At 69.2% G+C, this 17,128-nt stretch carries 15 protein-coding genes; 8 read left to right on the plus strand and 7 right to left on the minus strand.

The window, feature by feature from the left end:
• Positions 1–81: 81 nt before the first annotated feature.
• Together ABFX36_RS00865 and ABFX36_RS00870 are read right to left on the minus strand one after the other, a co-directional pair.
• On the minus strand, positions 82–438 hold the full coding sequence (locus ABFX36_RS00865; protein WP_006894604.1) for an FKBP-type peptidyl-prolyl cis-trans isomerase: 357 nt from the start codon (positions 436–438) through the stop codon (positions 82–84).
• Positions 439–440: 2 nt separating this feature from the next.
• Entirely contained in the window at positions 441–1,751 is a 1,311-nt protein-coding gene (locus ABFX36_RS00870; protein WP_346074695.1) for a citrate synthase, read from the minus strand.
• Positions 1,752–1,893: 142 nt separating this feature from the next.
• On the opposite strand from ABFX36_RS00870, the gene ABFX36_RS00875 reads away from it, so the two are divergent.
• From ABFX36_RS00875 to ABFX36_RS00885, 3 genes are all read left to right on the plus strand, one after another.
• Positions 1,894–2,580 carry a 5-oxoprolinase subunit B family protein gene (locus tag ABFX36_RS00875; RefSeq protein WP_346074696.1) on the plus strand — a complete coding sequence of 229 codons (687 nt, stop codon included), beginning with the start codon at positions 1,894–1,896 and terminating at the stop codon, positions 2,578–2,580.
• Positions 2,577–3,488, plus strand: a complete 912-nt coding sequence (locus tag ABFX36_RS00880; RefSeq protein WP_222111373.1) for a 5-oxoprolinase subunit C family protein — start codon at positions 2,577–2,579, stop codon at positions 3,486–3,488. Before ABFX36_RS00875 ends, ABFX36_RS00880 begins: the two co-directional genes overlap by 4 nt.
• A 103-nt stretch (positions 3,489–3,591) precedes the next feature.
• Entirely contained in the window at positions 3,592–4,635 is a 1,044-nt protein-coding gene (locus ABFX36_RS00885) for an oxygenase MpaB family protein (protein WP_346074697.1), read from the plus strand.
• An 82-nt stretch (positions 4,636–4,717) separates the two neighbouring features.
• Here the strand turns inward: ABFX36_RS00885 and ABFX36_RS00890 are convergent, their stop codons facing one another.
• Genes ABFX36_RS00890 through yczR form a run of 3 tightly spaced genes read right to left on the minus strand, consistent with a single transcriptional unit; the run spans position 4,718 to position 8,231 of the window.
• The gene (locus tag ABFX36_RS00890) at positions 4,718–6,016 is read right to left on the minus strand and encodes an MFS transporter (RefSeq protein ID WP_346074698.1); all 1,299 of its coding nucleotides are present in this window, start codon (positions 6,014–6,016) and stop codon (positions 4,718–4,720) included.
• A complete protein-coding gene (gene pdxH / locus ABFX36_RS00895) occupies positions 6,016–6,738 on the minus strand; it encodes a pyridoxamine 5'-phosphate oxidase (RefSeq protein ID WP_346074734.1) in 723 nt (240 codons plus the stop codon). The genes ABFX36_RS00890 and pdxH overlap by 1 nt, the downstream gene beginning before the upstream one ends.
• 11 nt (positions 6,739–6,749) lie before the next feature.
• Complete coding sequence (gene yczR, locus ABFX36_RS00900; protein WP_346074699.1) at positions 6,750–8,231, minus strand: MocR-like transcription factor YczR; 1,482 nt, start codon at positions 8,229–8,231, stop codon at positions 6,750–6,752.
• 60 nt (positions 8,232–8,291) lie between these two features.
• On the opposite strand from yczR, the gene yczE reads away from it, so the two are divergent.
• Positions 8,292–9,068, plus strand: coding sequence for a membrane protein YczE (gene yczE, locus ABFX36_RS00905; protein WP_231875717.1), 777 nt, complete (start codon positions 8,292–8,294; stop codon positions 9,066–9,068).
• A 1,470-nt stretch (positions 9,069–10,538) separates the two neighbouring features.
• Here yczE and ABFX36_RS00910 read toward each other — a convergent pair.
• Entirely contained in the window at positions 10,539–11,474 is a 936-nt protein-coding gene (locus ABFX36_RS00910) for an ABC transporter ATP-binding protein (RefSeq protein WP_045539402.1), read from the minus strand.
• Between the two features lie 106 nt (positions 11,475–11,580).
• Here ABFX36_RS00910 and serC point away from each other — a divergent pair, with 106 nt between their 5' ends.
• The 3 genes from serC to ABFX36_RS00925 all read left to right on the plus strand — a co-directional run bounded on the left by serC (position 11,581) and on the right by ABFX36_RS00925 (position 14,674).
• A complete protein-coding gene (serC, locus tag ABFX36_RS00915; protein WP_222111377.1) occupies positions 11,581–12,714 on the plus strand; it encodes a phosphoserine transaminase in 1,134 nt (377 codons plus the stop codon).
• Positions 12,715–12,830: 116 nt separating this feature from the next.
• Positions 12,831–13,802, plus strand: a complete 972-nt coding sequence (sepH, locus tag ABFX36_RS00920) for a septation protein SepH (RefSeq protein WP_222111378.1) — start codon at positions 12,831–12,833, stop codon at positions 13,800–13,802.
• On the plus strand, positions 13,802–14,674 hold the full coding sequence (locus ABFX36_RS00925) for a DUF6928 family protein (RefSeq protein WP_260868686.1): 873 nt from the start codon (positions 13,802–13,804) through the stop codon (positions 14,672–14,674). The genes sepH and ABFX36_RS00925 overlap by 1 nt, the downstream gene beginning before the upstream one ends.
• A gap of 282 nt (positions 14,675–14,956) precedes the next feature.
• Here ABFX36_RS00925 and ABFX36_RS00930 read toward each other — a convergent pair whose 3' ends face one another.
• Entirely contained in the window at positions 14,957–15,820 is an 864-nt protein-coding gene (locus ABFX36_RS00930; protein ID WP_346074700.1) for a TrmH family RNA methyltransferase, read from the minus strand.
• A gap of 75 nt (positions 15,821–15,895) precedes the next feature.
• Here ABFX36_RS00930 and ABFX36_RS00935 point away from each other — a divergent pair, with 75 nt between their 5' ends.
• Positions 15,896–17,128, plus strand: coding sequence for a GNAT family N-acetyltransferase (locus ABFX36_RS00935; protein WP_006894587.1), 1,233 nt, complete (start codon positions 15,896–15,898; stop codon positions 17,126–17,128).

The following is a 17,128-nucleotide window of genomic DNA, read 5'->3' on the forward strand; positions in this document are numbered from 1 at the left end:
TGCCTCGCCGACCGGTCCGCCCGGGGACGACGAAGGCCGCGTCGCAGGGAAGCGACGCGGCCTTGTCTGTCATGTCCGAGGTCAGACGCCGAGCAGATCGATCACGAAGATCAGGGTCTTGCCCGAGAGCCGGTGTCCGGCGCCCGCCGGACCGTAGGCCAGCTCCGGCGGAACCACCAGTCGGCGTCGACCGCCGACCTTCATTCCGGGAATGCCCTCCTGCCAACCGGGGATCAACGCGTCGAGGGGGAATCGGGCGGACTGCCCGCGGTCCCACGACGAGTCGAACTCCTCGCCGGAGTCGAACTCCACGCCGACGTAGTGCACGTCGACGGTGCCGCCGTGCTGCGCTTCGGGACCGTCACCGATCACCAGGTCGGTGATCTCCAGCGACGTCGGGGCCGGGCCCTCCGGAAAGTCGACTTCGGGCTTGCTCATGGTCAGCGGTCCCCCATCTGGACGTAATCACGTTCGGTGTAACCGGTGTACAGCTGACGCGGACGGCCGATCTTGGTGGTCGGATCGTTGTGCATCTCACGCCAGTGAGCGATCCAGCCGGGCAGCCGGCCGAGAGCGAACAGCACGGTGAACATGCGAGTCGGGAAGCCCATCGCCCGGTAGATGACGCCGGTGTAGAAGTCCACGTTCGGGTAGAGCTTGCGCTCGACGAAGTAGTCGTCGTGCAGCGCGACCTCTTCCAGGCCCTTCGCGATGTCGAGCAGCTCGTCCTCCACACCCAGCGAGGTGAGGATCTGATCGGCGGTCTTCTTCACGATCGCTGCACGCGGGTCGTAGTTCTTGTACACGCGGTGACCGAAGCCCATGAGCTTCACGCCGTCTTCCTTGTTCTTCACCTTGGTCATGAAGGCCTTGGTGTCGCCGCCGGAAGCGCGGATCTCGTCGAGCATCTCCAGCACCGCCTGGTTGGCGCCGCCGTGCAGCGGGCCCCAGAGCGCGTTGATGCCGCCCGAGATGGAGGTGAAGAGGTTGGCCTGCGACGAGCCCACCAGACGCACCGTCGACGTCGAGCAGTTCTGCTCGTGATCGGCGTGCAGGATGAACAGCATGTCGAGGGCCTTGGCGACCTCGGGATCGACCTCGTAGGGCTCGGCCGGGAAGCCGAAGGTCATCCGGAGGAAGTTCTCGACCAGGCTCAGCGAGTTGTCCGGGTACAGGAACGGCTGACCCTGCGACTTCTTGTACGCGTAAGCCGCGATGGTCGGCAGCTTGGCGAGGAGCCGGATCGTGGCCAGCTCCACCTGCTCGGGATCCTTCGGATCGAGCGAGTCCTGGTAGTAGGCGCTCAGCGCGTTGACCGCACTCGAGACCACCGGCATCGGGTGCGCGTTGCGCGGGAAGCCGTCGAAGAACCGCTTGAGGTCCTCGTGCAGGAGGGTGTGCCGCTGGATCTTGGTGGCGAACTCCTCCAACTGCGCGTCAGTCGGCAGCTCACCGTAGATCAGCAGGTAGCTCACCTCGATGAAGGTGGACTTCTCCGCCAGCTGCTCAATCGGGATACCGCGGTACCGCAGGATGCCCGCATCACCGTCGATATAGGTGATCGCGGACTTCGTCGACGCGGTGTTGACGAAGCCCCCGTCGAAGGTCGTCAACCCGGTCTGGGCGAGGAACGGGCCCAGAGCGACGGAATCGCTGCCCTCGGTGGCCTTGAGGATCGGCAGGTCGATCTCGCCACCCGGGTAGGTGAACTTTCCTGTCGCCTGTTCGGTCACGTCATTGTCAACGGACACACAAACCCCTTTGACTCGCGGGTGAGCAGTTGCTGGGTAACAACCTAGTCGTGGTTCGACTGAGACGCCGCATGAGGGTCACCTCGGCGCCCGCGACGCTTGTCGCGTGCTCAGCTTACTCACATGTCGGTACCGTGTTGGAATGCGAGAGCTCCGAGCGGGAAGCGACGCCGTCCTCCTGGACTTCAGCACCGGCCGGGCCCCCGAAGCCGAAGCCGCACACACCGCGCGTGCCCTTCGCGAGGCCCTCGACGAGGGTCGCCTGATGCCGTGCGACATCGTGCCCGGCGCACACACGATCCTCGTGGAGACCCGACCCGGTTCCGGCTTGGACGAGTTGTCGGTACTGCGGGTGGTCCACGACGCACGGCGGTCCTTCACTCCCCCGGACGAGCACTCCCCGACTCCTTCACCGCCGGATCTGGTGATCCCGGTTGTGTACGACGGCGACGATCTCGCCGACGCCGCAGCACTCGCCGGAATGACCGAGAAACAGCTGATCGCAACGCATTCGAGAGGGCTGTGGACCGTGCAGTTCATGGGGTTCGCGCCCGGGTTCGGCTATCTCGTACCCGGCCCCGAGACCAGCGCTCGGGACGCCGACGCCCTCGCTCGAATCACTCGCCGCGGCCAATCGCGGACCGCCGTGCCGACGGGATCGGTCGCCGTCGCCGCCGGCTACAGCGCCGTCTACCCGCGCAGCAGTCCGGGCGGCTGGTTCCTGCTCGGCCGCACCGATCTGCCGATGTGGGACAGCGAGGCCCGTCCGCCGTCACTGCTGACCGCGGGAATGACGGTCCGCTTCGAGCCGACCGAGGCGCCATCGTGACACATCCCACTCCGGCCACTCCGGCACAGCAACCTCAGGCGCGCCTGAGCATCGAGGCTCCGGGCCCGCTCGCCACCGTTCAGGACTTCGGTCGCCCCGGCCTCGCGCATCTCGGCGTACCACGATCCGGCGCCGCCGACCTCCCGTCCCTCGCGCAGGCGAACAGACTCGTCGGGAACCCCGAGGACGCCGCGGCAATCGAGGTGACGCTCGGCGGATGGGCGGCGCGGGCCACGGGCCGGATGCTGATCGCGGTCACCGGCCCGGCGGTCAGCCTCACCGTCGACGGCATCGAAGTCGGCAGCCACAGCGTCGTCGCGGTCCACGACGGCGGCATGATCCGCATCCACACCCCGTCTCGCGGCTGCCGGAACTATCTCGCGGTGCGCGGCGGGTTCGATGTACCGGCGGAACTCGGTTCCCGATCCACCGACACCCTCTCCGGACTGGGCCCGGCCCCCCTGCGCGCCGGCGACGTGCTGACCGTCGGAACTTGCGAGGACGACTGGCCCGCAACCTCGCTCGCACCCGTCGGCAGCATCGCGGACATCGTCGAACTGGTCGCCGCCCCCGGACCGCGCGACGACCGGCTCGTCGACGTCGGAGTTCTCGGGACCGGACGTTGGCGGGTGGCGCCGGCGAGCAACCGCGTCGGAGTCCGCCTGGACCGAGACCCCTCCGACCACTCCGCCCCGCCGCTAGAGCACCGCTCCGACCTGCCGGAAATGCGCAGCGAGGGCGTCCCGCTCGGCGGTGTGCAGATCCCGCCGAGCGGCCAGCCGGTGATCTTCCTCGCCGACCACCCGGTGACCGGCGGATACCCGGTGGTGGCCGTCCTGAACCCGGAGTCGGTCTGGCGGGCAGCGCAGCTGACGGCGGGCGACGAGGTGCGGTTCGTCCTGCGATGAGTCCCGCGCCCCGGGGCCACTGACTGTCGAGATCGTTGACTGTCGAGATCGTTGACTAGCAGTATCGTTGACTAGCGGTGAGACGGATATTAACGTTTGTCTCATGACCCAGGTGGCAGCCCCGTCCGGCAGTGAGCGATTCGGCGACAACGGCCGCGTCCCGGGCGCTCGATCCTCATCCGACATTCCGGCTCCGGGACCCGGCTCGGTCACCTGGCGCTACTTCGGAAGCTGGCGGGGGATGCTGATGGGCCTGTGGTCGGGCTCGATGCAGAACATGCACCCCAAGCTCGCCGCCGGAGTCTGGGATCACTCCGACTTCTTCGGCGAGCGCTGGGAACGCCTCATGCGCTCGCTCTACCCGATCAGCGGCGTCGTCTTCGACCAGACCCCGGAGACGGGCCGCAGCGTGCGCGACTACCACCTCACCATCAAAGGCACCATGGACAACGGCGAGCGCTATCACGCACTCGATCCCGACGTCTTCTACTGGGCGCACGCGACGTTCTGGTACGGGAACATCCGGTGCGCCGAGGCCTTCGGCCCACCGATCTCCGAGGCGGACAAGCGAGCGTTGTTCGAGGAGTCTCGTGGCTGGTACGCCCAGTACGGCGTCAGCATGCGTCCGTGCCCCGACACCTACGAGGAGTTCCTCGAGTACTGGGACCACATGTGCCGGCATGTGCTCCGCGACCATGCCGCAGTGCGCACCGTGTTGGACATCTCGCAGTTGCCGCCTCCGCCCTGGATGCGCGCGTGGATGCCTATGTGGTTGTGGCGCAAGCAGATCCGAGTCATTGGGCGGTTCTTCATGTGGATCACCACCGGTCTGTACGACGAACCGGTCCGCGAGATGATGGAGTTGACGTGGACCCCCGCCGACGAGCGCCGGTTCCGGCTCTTCGGGAAGGCGGTGAACGTGGTGATGGGGCTGCTGCCGCCGCGCTATGAGAGTCATCCCCGCCGCCGGGACGCCGTCGACCGACTGTCGGGCCGTGTCGCGGCCGACGCGCCGCTGCTGGAGAGCCCGCTTCGCAACCTTCCGCCGGAATCAGAACGCGGCAATCCCATCCACTACTGTCCGGTGCACGCCTCGCGCAGGGCCAACTTGCCGTGGCAGAGCAACGACGCGGCCCCGCGTCGGTAGTCGTCGCATCCCGCTCACCGGGTCAGCGCGGCGATGATCGAGTTCCTGCGATCGCTCGACTGAACGTCCCCGGACATCACAGCTAACCCGTCGATACCCGGTACCGATAGAACACCGGCGCGGCCAGCGTCGCGACGACCGTGAAGATCACCACCAGCACACCGCCTCCGGCGAAGGTCGCAGCGGTCCCGGCCGCGGCTGCCGCGGCGCCGTGGGTCACGTCTGCGATGCGCGGGCCGCCCGCGACCACCACGATGAAGACGCCCTGCAGTCGGCCGCGGACGTCGTCGCTGGCCGCCGACTGCAGCATCGTCTGGCGGAAGGCCGCCGACGCCATGTCCGCGGCACCGCCGATCATCAGGGCCAGCACCACGATCGGGAGGACGGGAAGCATGGAGCCGTGGGCGAACACCAACACCCCGCCCGCCACCGCGATCGAGACACCCCAGATCAGCACGCACACCACCACCGCGCGTCCCTGCCGCTGCACCCGCGACACCCAGCCAGACAGGACGCCACCGACCACCGCGCCGAGCGGGATGGCGATGAACAGCAGCGCGAAGGCCACGCCGCCGTCGGACGGTCCACCGAAGCTCTCATGTGCGATCTGCGGGAACAGCGCGCGCGGCATCCCGAAGATCATGGCGATCAGGTCGATGACGAACGACATCAGGAGCACCGGGTGGCCCTTCAGGTACACCAGGCCGTCGACCACCGACTGGAAGCCGGCGGTGGGCCGCGCGGGCGGCGTACCGCCGTCGCCCGCGTCGGGGACGCCGTGCTCCGGCGGCAGCGGGGGCAGGCTCACCACCGCCCACAGGGTCGCGAACAGACAGACGGCGTCGACGAAGTACAGGGTCGAGAAGCCCAGAACCGGGATCAGCGCACCGCCGACCAGGGGTCCGGCGATGGCACCGGCCTGCATCACGGTCATGTTCAGCGAGTTCGCGGCGGGCAGTCGTTCGAGCGGCAGGATACGGGGCAGAACAGCTGTGCGCGTGGGCTGATTGACCGCGAAGAAGGCCTGCTGAAGCGCGAAGATCACCAGCAGGAGCCAGACATTGCCGACTCCGGCCGCCGCCTGTGCCCAGAAGGCCGCGGAGGTGACGATCAGGCCGACAGTGGTGACCATCAGGATGCGACGCCTGTCGAAGGTGTCGGCGAGCGCCCCGCCCCACAACCCGAAGACCACCAGGGGGACGAGGCCGAAGACACCGCTGAGTCCGACGTACGCCGAGCTTCCGGTGATCGCGTACAACTGTGCGGGCACGGCGACGATGGTCAGTTGCGCACCGACCACCGTGATGATGTTGGCGGTCCAGAGCCGGCGGAAGTAGACGTTCTGCAGCGGCCGGGTATCGGCCAGGATTCCACGCGCCATCAGGGCTGGAGCCGCTCCAACCGCCAGCCGTCGGCGGTCCGGACGGCGCAGGCCCGGTTGTGCAACCGGTTGGCGCGCCCCTGCCAGAACTCGACGATCTCCGGCTCCAGGCGGTATCCGCCCCAGCCCGGCGGAACCGGTACCGGCTCCCCCTCGTCCGCACCGCCGAATCGTTCCGCGACCGCCGCCGCGGCCTCCTCCAGTTCCGCACGGGAGCCGATCGGCTGCGACTGCGCCGATGCGAACGCCGACAGCTGCGATCCGCGCGGCCGCGATTCCCAGTAGCGGCGGGTCTCCTCCGAGTCCACCTTCACCACGCGGCCGCGGAAGTGGACCTGGCGCTCCAGCGCGATCCACGGAAACGTCGCCGACGCATGGGGATTGGCAGCGATGGCCCGTCCCTTCTGCGAGTCGTAGCCGGTGAAGAAGACGATGCCCGCTTCGCTGACTCCCTTGCACAGAACGGTGCGCGTCGCCGGACGGCCCTGCGCATCGACGGTTCCCAGCACCATGGCGTTGGGTTCGGGGATGCGCGCGGCGATGGCTTCGGCCAGCCATGTCTCGAAGAGCGATCGCCAGGGCGGGTCCCCGGTCAGCCATGACGGATCGAGATTCGCTCGCACTCCGTCGGCACCCGCCGCCCCGTCACCCGAACCGTCCGCACCCGACCCGTATCCGACTCGCATACTCGGCAGGTCTACCAGCTTCTTCACGCCCTGCATGCTACTTCCGATCACACCACCAGCCGATCCGGCAGTCCGTCGACGCCCGGCACCGGCGCCGGGGCGTCGACTCCGGACACCGCCCGGTAAGCCCGACCGACCAGTTCGATCCCACGCACGAGCGTCTGGGCATCGAGCGTGTACGGGACCCTGATGTGGCCGTCGAAGCCGCCGAGCGGGCCGAACGAGCCGCCGGGGATCAGTCGGACGCCGAGTTCGGCCGCCGCCGCGGCCGTCGCGGTCGCCACCGGGCGGGGCAGCGCCACCCACAGGCAGAGACCGCCCACACCGCGCACCGGCACCGCGCCGGGAAGGTGTCGGCCGATCGCCCGCAACGCGGCCGCGCGTTGGGCGCGGAGCACCGCCCGGCGTGCGGGAAGGAAGGCGTCGAGATTCGCGAGTGCGTACTGAGCCGCGAACTGCTCCACCACCGCTCCCCCGAGATCGGATTCGTAGCGAGCCAGCGCGTAGGCGTCCGGCCTGCCGTCGACGCGGATCCAGCCGACGCGCAGACCCGGCCAGACGGTCTTGCTGGCCGAACCGAGTGTGATGATCTGCGACCTGTGCCTCGGTCCCCGTGCGGAGGGAGCGAAGGCCGCCACCGGCGGCGGCGCACTCACGTCGAGCCCCAACTCCACCATCGTCTCGTCGACGATCACCGGCACCCGGTGACGCGCGGAGATCTCGGCGAGGCGCAGGCGCCCGGCCTCGTCGAGCAGCAGTCCGGTGGGATTGTGGAAATCGGGAATGACGAAGATCAGGCGCGGTTGCTGCAACCGGACCACCGATTCGAGCTGGTCGAGGTCCCAGCCATAGGTGGGATGCAGTCCCACCGTGACCGGCCGGGCACGATGCCGGGCGAGGGCCAGGATGGTCCCGTGATGAGTCGGCTGCTCGAGCAGGACGCGATCACCCGGCGCGACGTGGACGTCGAGCACCAGGCGCAACGCGTGCTGAGCGCCGGAGGTGACGAGGATCTGATCAGGCGTGGTCGGCAGACCGCGCGCGGTGTACCTCTCGGCGATCGTCTCCGCGAGTGCACGCAGGCCATTGGGATACAGCCCGGTTCCGGCGAGGTAGCCCGGCGCGCATTCGAGTGCATGGCGGAATCCGTCGTGAACGATCTGTTCGGGAGCGGTCGGCGCGGCGATGTTGAGCTTGATCATGTCGGCTTCGGCCCCGAGATCGATCGGCTCCGGCGGCACCTGCACCGGCAGGGTGAGCACACTGCGCGCCCCCTGCCGCGACTGCAGATGGCCGCCGTCGCGCAGCGCCGCGTAGGCCGCCGCCACCGTCGTGCGCGAGACGTTCAGCGCCTGCGCGAGGGTGCGTTCACTCGGCAGCGCGGTGCCGACCGGAACACGTCCGTCGAGCACCAGCATCCGCAGCGCGTCCGCAAGCGCCTGATAGCCGGGCCGCGGACCGTCCGGGCGCCAGGCCCCGAGATGTCGTGCCAGTGCAGCCGCACCGATTGCGCCGGTAGGAGTGATCACAAGTCCAGTGTTCCACAACTGGCTATGGATTCAATGGCCAGTTTCGGCCACGGTGGTCTCATGTTCAAGAGACTCCTCGCACTCGCCGTCGGCCTCGTGCTCTACGGCGCTTCGATGGCGATGATCCTGCACGCCGGACTCGGCAACATCCCCTGGGATGTCCTGCATCAGGGAATCGCCGACCAGGTGGGCCTCTCGATCGGCACGGTGTCGATCATCGTCGGTGCGGTGGTCCTGCTCGCATGGCTTCCGCTCCGACAACGGCCCGGCGTGGGCACCGTGGCGAACGTGGTGGTCCTCGGCCTGACCTTCGACGCGGTCTCCCCCTACCTGCCCGACCGCCCCGGGCTCGCGGTCGCGGTCCCCATGATGCTGGGCGGCATCGTCCTCAACGGCTTCGCCACCGCGCTGTACATCGGCGCACGGCTCGGCCCCGGGCCGCGCGACGGCCTGATGACCGGGATCGTTGCGCGGACGGGATGGTCGGTGCGCGTGGTCCGAACCGTCCTGGAAGTCGCAGTGGTGGCGGTCGGGTTCGCTCTCGGCGGCACCCTCGGGGTCGGCACCGTGCTCTACGCGGTGGCAGTCGGTCCGCTCATCCAACTGTTCGCCCGGCTGATGCGCGTCGATCGCGCGGTGGCCGGCGAGACCCGCGTCACGGACGCGGCCCACACCTCTGCCGCAGGTCTGCCCAATTCTTCAGAACCCGCTATTGCCCCAGATCCCGCCGCTCCCAGAGCGCCGCGGCGGCGACCACGAAGGCCGCTGCGGCGAGCGCCGGGATCACGAGCGGCAGCGCCTGGACCGATTGCAGCGGAATCTGGGGAACGTGCGTGAACGGCGACACGTCGCGCACCCACTGCGGCAGGCCGAGCATCCCGCCGAAGGGGCCCAGCAGCCACGAGGCGATGAGGATCGGCCAGCCGACCACGGCGAGCCGTCCCCGGGCGCCGTACAGCAGCACGGCCAGCGACATGGTCGCCGCGGCCGCCGGGACCGAAGCCGCCGCCATCGGGAATGCGACCTCCGCCGTGCTCCCCCATCCCGCGCCGGAGAGTCCGGCGCCGAGGAGGACCGATGCCGGCGCCGCCGCCATCACGATCACCACGGTGACACCGATGACACCCGCCTGGGTCCAGAAGTAGCGTCGCCGGGACACCGGGGTGGCGAGCAGCACCTCGAGGCGACCGCTCACTTCCTCCGACCGCCATTTGGTGAGCAGCGAGACGCCCGCACCCACCGCCGCTACCGCGAGGAACCCGGTCATCGTCGACAGGAAGACCTGTTTCAGTGTGCCCGCCGCTCCGGACGACTCGAGGAAGTCGGTGATCGCCTTGTTGGTACCCGCGAACTGATCCACCTGATCGGTGATGACGCCGACCGTGACGCCGTACACCGCGACGCCGCCGATCCAGGCCGCCGCCGTCGAACGGCTCTGCCGCCACGCGAGAGCCAGCGGCGACCGCAAGTGCGGTCCGGTCGCCGGGCCGGGTCTGGCGGCGAGCAGCCCCGCCCCCAGGTCGCGGCGCCTGCGGACCACCGGAGCCAGCGCGAGACCTGCGACGAACGCCGCGACGGAGGCCAGCGCCGGCCAGAAACTGTTGCCGTCGAAGGGCTCGATCGCCTCGGCCCAGCCGACCGGGTTCGTCCATCTCAACCAGGCCGCGGCGGGCACCGTGTCGGCGACGCCGCGCAGGACGTATCCGGCGAGCACCACGCCGGACGCGGCGAGATTCGCCGAATGGGCCGAGGGGAACACCTCGGCGGCGACCAGCGCCAGGCCGGCGGCGGCCAGACCGGTCGAGGCGTATTGCGCGAACACCGCGAGCAGCGACACCGGGTCCGCGCCGTCGACGGTGAGCAGGCTCGCCGCCATCGCCGCGGACACGACGAGCACGAAACCGACGACGACGCTCACCGCGGCGACGGCGGGAGCCACCGGTCCGACCGACCCGGCCAGGACCAACTCGGTGCGTCCCTCTTCCTCCTCCTTGCGGGTCAGCCGAACCACCGCCATCGCGGCACAGACGCCGAGCGCGGCGATCATGAACAGTCCCGCCCGCCACGACGCCAGCGCCGCCAGAGAGTCGTCTCCGGGAACACTTCCCAAGAGGAACCGGAACGCCGCATTGGTCCCCGCGACCGTCCGCAGGCTCTGCTGCTGAGCGGGATCGCCGGCGAGATTCTGGATCATCGCGGCGGTCGACAGATTGATGGCCGCGAACAGCACCACTGTCACCGGGATGATCAGCCGCTCACGGCGCACGTCCATGCGCGCCAGCAGCGGCCAGCGCGTAGTCGGCGAAGTCATGCCCGCTCCCGGCTGCCGCGGACCGCGTCCTGATCGTCCTGATCGCGGTAGTTCTGCAGGAACAACTCCTCCAGGCTCGGCGGTTCGATCGCCAGCCGGGCGACCCCCGCGGCCGACAGCGCCGCGGTGACGGCGGGGAGGGCATCGTCGTCGACGGTGAAGGTCACGTCCCCGGAAGCCGTCGTGTCGAGATCGTGCACCCCCGGCACCGCGGACAGGTCGCTCGGACCGGGGAGGGTGGCCGTGACCCGCAACCGGCGCAGATGTCGCAGATCCTCGAGCCGGCCCGCCTGCACGGTCTTTCCCGCCCGGATGATCGTGACGGTGTTGCAGAGCTCCTCCACCTCGGAGAGCAGGTGCGACGACATCAGGACGGCCGCCCCGCGTGCGGCGCGCTCGGCAGCGCAGCGCATGAACTCGCGCGCCATCAGCGGGTCGAGCCCGGACGTCGGCTCGTCGAACACCAGCAGATCGGTGTCGGCCGCGAAGGCCGCGACGAGCGCCACTTTCTGCCGGTTCCCTTTCGAGTACGACCGCGCCTTCTTCGTCGGATCGAGTTCGAACCGCTCGATCAGTTCGTCGCGCGCGGGCGTGGCTGCCGGGTCCAGACCCCGCAGCCGCAGCAGGAGGTCGATCGACTCACCACCGCTGAGCTGCGGCCACAGCGTGACGTCGCCGGGCACATAGGCCAGCCGGCGGTGCACGGACACCGCATCGCGATGCGGGTCGGCACCGAAAAGCCGGACCTGTCCGCCGTCGTGGCGGAGCATGCCGAGCAGGATGCGGATGGTAGTAGATTTACCCGCGCCGTTCGGCCCCAGGAATCCGGCGATCTCGCCGGTCTCGACACTCAGGTCGAGCCCGTCGAGCGCGGTGAATCTGCCGAAGTTCTTCCGCAGAGCTCGTACATCGATCACCTTCGACGTGTCCATTTCCTCACTTTCGACGAAACAGCGAAACGGTGTCCAGAGTCATCCTGCTCTTGCACGGCGCCCGCTGCTGCGCAATGCCGTGCTGGGCTGTCTTAGAATCGTCGTCATGACCGATACCGCGATCACGCTGCCCGCCGAACTCCTTCCCGCAGACGGCCGTTTCGGCTGCGGCCCGTCCAAGGTCCGCCCCGAGCAGCTGCAATCGCTGGTCGACACCGGCGCTTCGGTCTTCGGCACCAGCCACCGTCAGGCACCGGTCAAGAACGTCGTCGGCGCGGTCCGCGAGGGTCTGGCACAGCTGTTCTCGCTGCCGGAGGGCTACGAAGTCGTCCTCTCCAACGGCGGCACCACCGCGTTCTGGGACGCCGCGGCATTCGGCCTGATCCGCGAGCGCGCCCTCAATCTCACCTACGGCGAGTTCTCCTCCAAGTTCGCCACCGTGTCCAAGAAGGCCCCGTTCCTTCAGGATCCGAAGGTCGTCTCGACCGATCCCGGAACCGCACCCGACCCGGCTGCGCTGACCGCCGACGACGTCGAAGGCGTCGACCTCATCGGCTGGGCGCAGAACGAGACCTCCACCGGCGTCGCGGTTCCCGTGGTCCGCCCGGCCGCCGCAGGCGATGCCCTGATCGCCATCGACGCCACCTCGGGTGCGGGCGGGCTGCCGGTCGACATCGCGCAGACCGACGTCTACTACTTCGCGCCGCAGAAGAGCTTCGCCTCCGACGGCGGGCTCTGGATCGCGATCATGAGCCCGGCCGCACTGGCTCGCATCGAGGAGATCAAGGAGTCGGGCCGCTGGTGCCCCGAGTTCCTGTCTCTGCCGACGGCGGTCGACAACAGCTCCAAGAACCAGACCTACAACACGCCCGCGCTCGGTTCGCTGCTGCTGCTGAAGAACCAGATCGAGTGGATGAACGACAACGGCGGTCTGGACTTCTGCACCGGCCGCACCGCCGACTCCAGCTCGCGGCTCTACAGCTGGGCCGAGGCCAGCGAGTTCGCGACTCCGTTCGCCGACGAGGCGCACCGCAGCCAGGTGGTCGGCACCATCGACTTCGCGGACTCGGTGGACGCCGCGGCCGTCGCCAAGACGCTGCGTGCCAACGGGGTCGTCGACACCGAGCCCTACCGCAAGCTCGGCCGCAACCAGCTGCGCATCGGCATGTTCCCGGCGATCGACCCCGAGGACGTCACCAAGTTGACCCAGTGCATCGACTACATCGTCGAGCGCCTCTGACCCGGATCGCAGATCTGATCTTCACAGAAGGGCCGCGTGTCCTCTCGCGCTCCGGCACAGAAATTCACTAGTGTTGAGTGCGGTATCCGCGTACCTGGTGACCGGAGGAGGAGTCGATGCGTGAACTGCACGCCGATCGCGCCGACTCAGACGGTGCGTTCATCGTCGTGATGGACCTCGACTCCGGCGAAGAGTTTCAGATCCCGATCGACAGCACGTTGCGCGCGCTCGTCCACCCGCCGGAATCGGTTGAGGCGGATGTCCCCGCCCAGTGCGAGTGCGCGTCGACCGACGCCGCCCGGCCCGAGTCGACCCCCTCCGGGCCCGCTCAGCCGGTGGCCGACCAGCCGACCGATGCGCAGGCGACGTTGTCGCTGACGCCCCGGGAGATCCAGGCTCGCGTCCGCTCCGGTGCCAGCGTCGAAGAACTCGCCGCCGCCACCGGGGTCGGAGTCGAGAAGATCAATCGGTTCGCGCATCCGGTGATCCTGGAACGGAGCCGGGCCGCGGAACTCGCGCGCGCCTCGCATCCGATGGGGGTGGACGGTCCCGTCGCAGGCACACTCGGCGAGATGGTGGCCGAATGCCTTGTGCTGCGCGGACATTCACCACAGAACGCCGAATGGGACGCGTGGCGCACGGAGTCGGGTCAGTGGGTGGTCCAGGTGTCGCCGGAACCGGGCTCGGACCTCTTCGCACACTGGCGCTTCGTGCCCGGATCGCACGGCGGGACCACCGACCCGATGGACGATCTGGCCGTCGAGCTGACCGAACCGGAGCTGGCGCGCAGCAGCCGCAGGCCCACAGTGCAGGCGGTACCGAAGCCTCCGGCCCACGAGGTGGCGCCCGACGGGCACGAATACGTCACGGTGGATGCCAACGACCTCACCGGACGGCAGAGTCACCGACGGGACCCGTTCGGAGAGGTCCTCGATCTGCGGTACGACGACGAGCGTCGAGTGGAGGCATCGACGCCGCAGGAGGAGAGGGAGTCGACGGCACCGCGGCACCGCGGCAAGCGTGCGACACCCACCGTGCCGGCGTGGGAGGACGTACTGCTCGGCGTCCGAAGCCACCCGAACGACTGATGCGACTTGGAGACTCGGTGCTGCCGAACATATCTGCCCTCTGGTTCATCGCCTGCCCCGATCCGGCGGCGGAGTTGGCCGGCGGCGTGTACATCGATCCGGAGAAGACGGCGGACTTCATCGAGAAGGCCTTCGCCGACACCGAGATCACGCCCATCGGAACCTCCGATCTCGCGGCTGCCGTCGACGGCGCCGACAACCGGGTGTTCGCCGCGCACTTCGGCCGCCTGGCGGTGCTCGCGGGCGCCAGCCTTCGCACCACCGACCCCGACGAGCTGACCTCCTATCTCGAGGATCTCGGTGTCGGCCAGACCTGGGCTCTCGTCTCGCTCGACCCCGACACTGACACCGGATGTGTGGCCCGCTGGCAGGACGGTGAACTGCAGCGCGCCTTCGTCGGCACGCCGACGGTGATCCGCACCGACGTGGGACTGCCGTATCCGTTCGAAGGGCCGTTCTGGGCGGGCGATCACCCGCAGGCCGCCGCCGAACACGACCCGCTCGCGCTGCCCTTCCATCCCGGCGAACTCGCGGACGCCGCGCACGGCGCCTGGTTCGGCTTCAGTTTCCACGGCGACACATCGTCGGCCGTCGACCCCGCGCGCATCCCCGTCACCGTCTACCGCGTCGGGCCCGACGACGGATTCGACAACGTGATCGAATCATCGGTGCCCCTCCGCGCGGACGCCCCGACCGAGCCGCATCACGCGCACGCCGCTCCGGAGGGGTCGACCGAGGAGACCGAGCCGATCCAGCGGATTCCCGCGCCGGTCGCGACCCCGAAGCCGCAGTCGGAGCAGCAGCCGGACTCCCCGCCCGCGCGCACTCCCGGACCGATCTCCCGCTATTTCGGCTTCCGCGGTCGTCTGTGACGGTCTTCGACGCCGGTTGAGCGAATACCGGCCCTCCCAGGCTGGTTGAGCGAGCGCAGCCCCCGCCGCTGGTTGAGCGAGCGCAGCCCCCGCCGCTGGTTGAGCGAGCGAAGCGAGTCGAAACCGCGTGGGGTTTGGTTTCGACTCGCTGCGCTCGCTCAACCAGCCTGGGAGGGAACCGACACACGTTGGTTTCGACTCGCTGCGCTCGCTCAACCAGCCTGGGAGGGTTTCGACTCGCTGCGCTCGCTCAACCGGCGGGGGGAACACCATCGGCACAGATCAGCGGGCGCGCTCGTAGAAGGCCACCGCCGCCGCGGTCGCGACGTTCAGCGAATCGGTGCCCCGGCTCATCGGGATCCGCGCGCGGACGTCGCAGCGGCGCATCGTGTGTTCGGCCAGGCCGGGGCCCTCGGCCCCGACCAGGAAGGCCACCTTGCCGTCGGTGACCGCCTCGGCGAGGGGGACGCTGCCCTCGCCGGGAGTCAGTGCCACCGTGGTGAATCCGGCCGACCGCAGCAGGTCCAGGTCGGCCGGCCACGCCTGCGAGCGAGCGAAGGGCACGAGAAGCGCATGCCCCATCGACACGCGCACGCACCGTCGGTACAGGGGGTCGGCGCACCCGGTCCCGAAGATCACTGCGTCCACGCCGAGGCCCGCGGCGTTGCGGAAGATGCTGCCGATGTTCTCGTGATCGTTGACGCCCTCCAGGACGGCGACGGTGCGCGCGTTCTCGATCACCTCGGGAACCGAGAGTTCGACGGGCCGCCGGGCCGCGGCGAGGACGCCGCGATTGAGGTGGAAGCCGATCACCTCGGCCATCACCTCGGCGCTCGCACGGTAGAAGGGCACCCCGGCCAGTGCCGGGTTTTCGAGGTCCGATGCCAGTTCGTCGAGCCGGCGGTCGACGCCGAAGAAGGCGTGCGGAGAGAACCTCGAGGCGATCATCCGCTGCGCCACCAGCACTCCCTCCGCGATCACAAGCCCCTTCCCCACCCGGCCGCCGGGCAGCGCGGGTACATCCGGGCGGCGGTCCACCGAGTTGAGGTCCCGGAAGTCGTCGATCCGCGGATCGGACGGGTCGACGATGTCGATGACGTCCACGGCGAGGTGGTCGGTCGGCCGGACTGCGTCTGTCGAGGTCACCAGTCAACGGTGCCACATCGTGGCCGGTCAGCGGCGCTCTGCACCGGCGTCGGTGAGCTTTGGCACACTGGACGGGTGAACAATTCGTCGTCTGACGCTGCCGATCCGCTCTCGCTCGAACGCCCCAGGGGCACCGACTGGCCGGAGATCCTCGAGATCGACGCCCGTGCGTTCGCCCTGCCGAAGCCGCTGCCCGCCGACGAGATGATCGAGTTCCGCAACCGGGCGGGTGAGGGCGACACCGTCATCATCCGCGACACCGGCTCGGACGGACGTCCGATCGTCGCCGTCTCGTTGTACTTCCCCGTGCCGCTCACCGTCCCCGGCGGCGAGTCGGCCACCACGGCCGGACTGTCGTGGGTCTCGGTGTCGGCCACCCATCGGCGCCGCGGTCTGCTGCGGCGGATGATCACCGAGCAGTACCGGACCTGGCGTGAACGCGAGTTCCCCCTCGCCACGCTCACCGCGTCGGAGGGCGGCATCTACGAACGCTTCGGTTTCGGGCCCGCGATCTTCTCTCATCGCGTCCGCGTGACTCCCGCGTCCGCGCAGTTCCGCACTCCCCCGCCGGCCGATTCCCGGGTCCGCTACGGCAACAGCGAGCAGGTGGTCCGGCACGTCCCCGAGGTCCATCGCCGCTGGGCCGCGGGGCGCAACGGCGCGATCACCCGCCCGGAGACCTGGTGGCCGTCGATCATCGCCGACCGCGCCTTCCGCCGGAACTCGCAGACCAGCGGCCTGCACTACCTACTGCACGCCGACGGCTATGCGGCGTACCGGATCGATGCCCGCGACAAGACCGCGATCGTCGAGGACTTCGTCGCCGCCACGCCGGAGGCACACACCGACCTGTGGCGCGTCCTGTCGAGCCTGGACCTGGTCTCGGCCGTTACGGCGTCGATCCCGGTCGACGACCCGCTGCCGCACAAGCTGGTGAACGCGCGAGCCCTCGAGGTGCAGGGACGGGCCGATGAGCTGTGGGTGTCGATCCTCGACGTCGTCGCCGCCCTGGAACTGCGCACCTACGGCGCAGACGGCGACCTGGTCCTGGACGTGACCGATGGTTTCGGCGACCGTGCGGGACGCTACCGGCTGACGGTCGCCGATGCCCGTGCGACGGTGACGCGCACCGACGACGCCCCGCAGGCCGGCATCGACATCGCCACGCTCTCGAGCGTCTACCTCGGGGGTGTCGGCGTCCGCGAGATGGCCGCCGCCGGACGGATCGACGCGGATCCGGAGGTCGTAGCGCAGCTGGCGGCGATGTTCGCCGTCGACGAGGCGCCCTTCGCGGGCACGTTCTTCTGA

It is taken from the genome of Gordonia cholesterolivorans, from assembly GCF_039531975.1.
Lineage (GTDB): Bacteria > Actinomycetota > Actinomycetes > Mycobacteriales > Mycobacteriaceae > Gordonia > Gordonia sihwensis.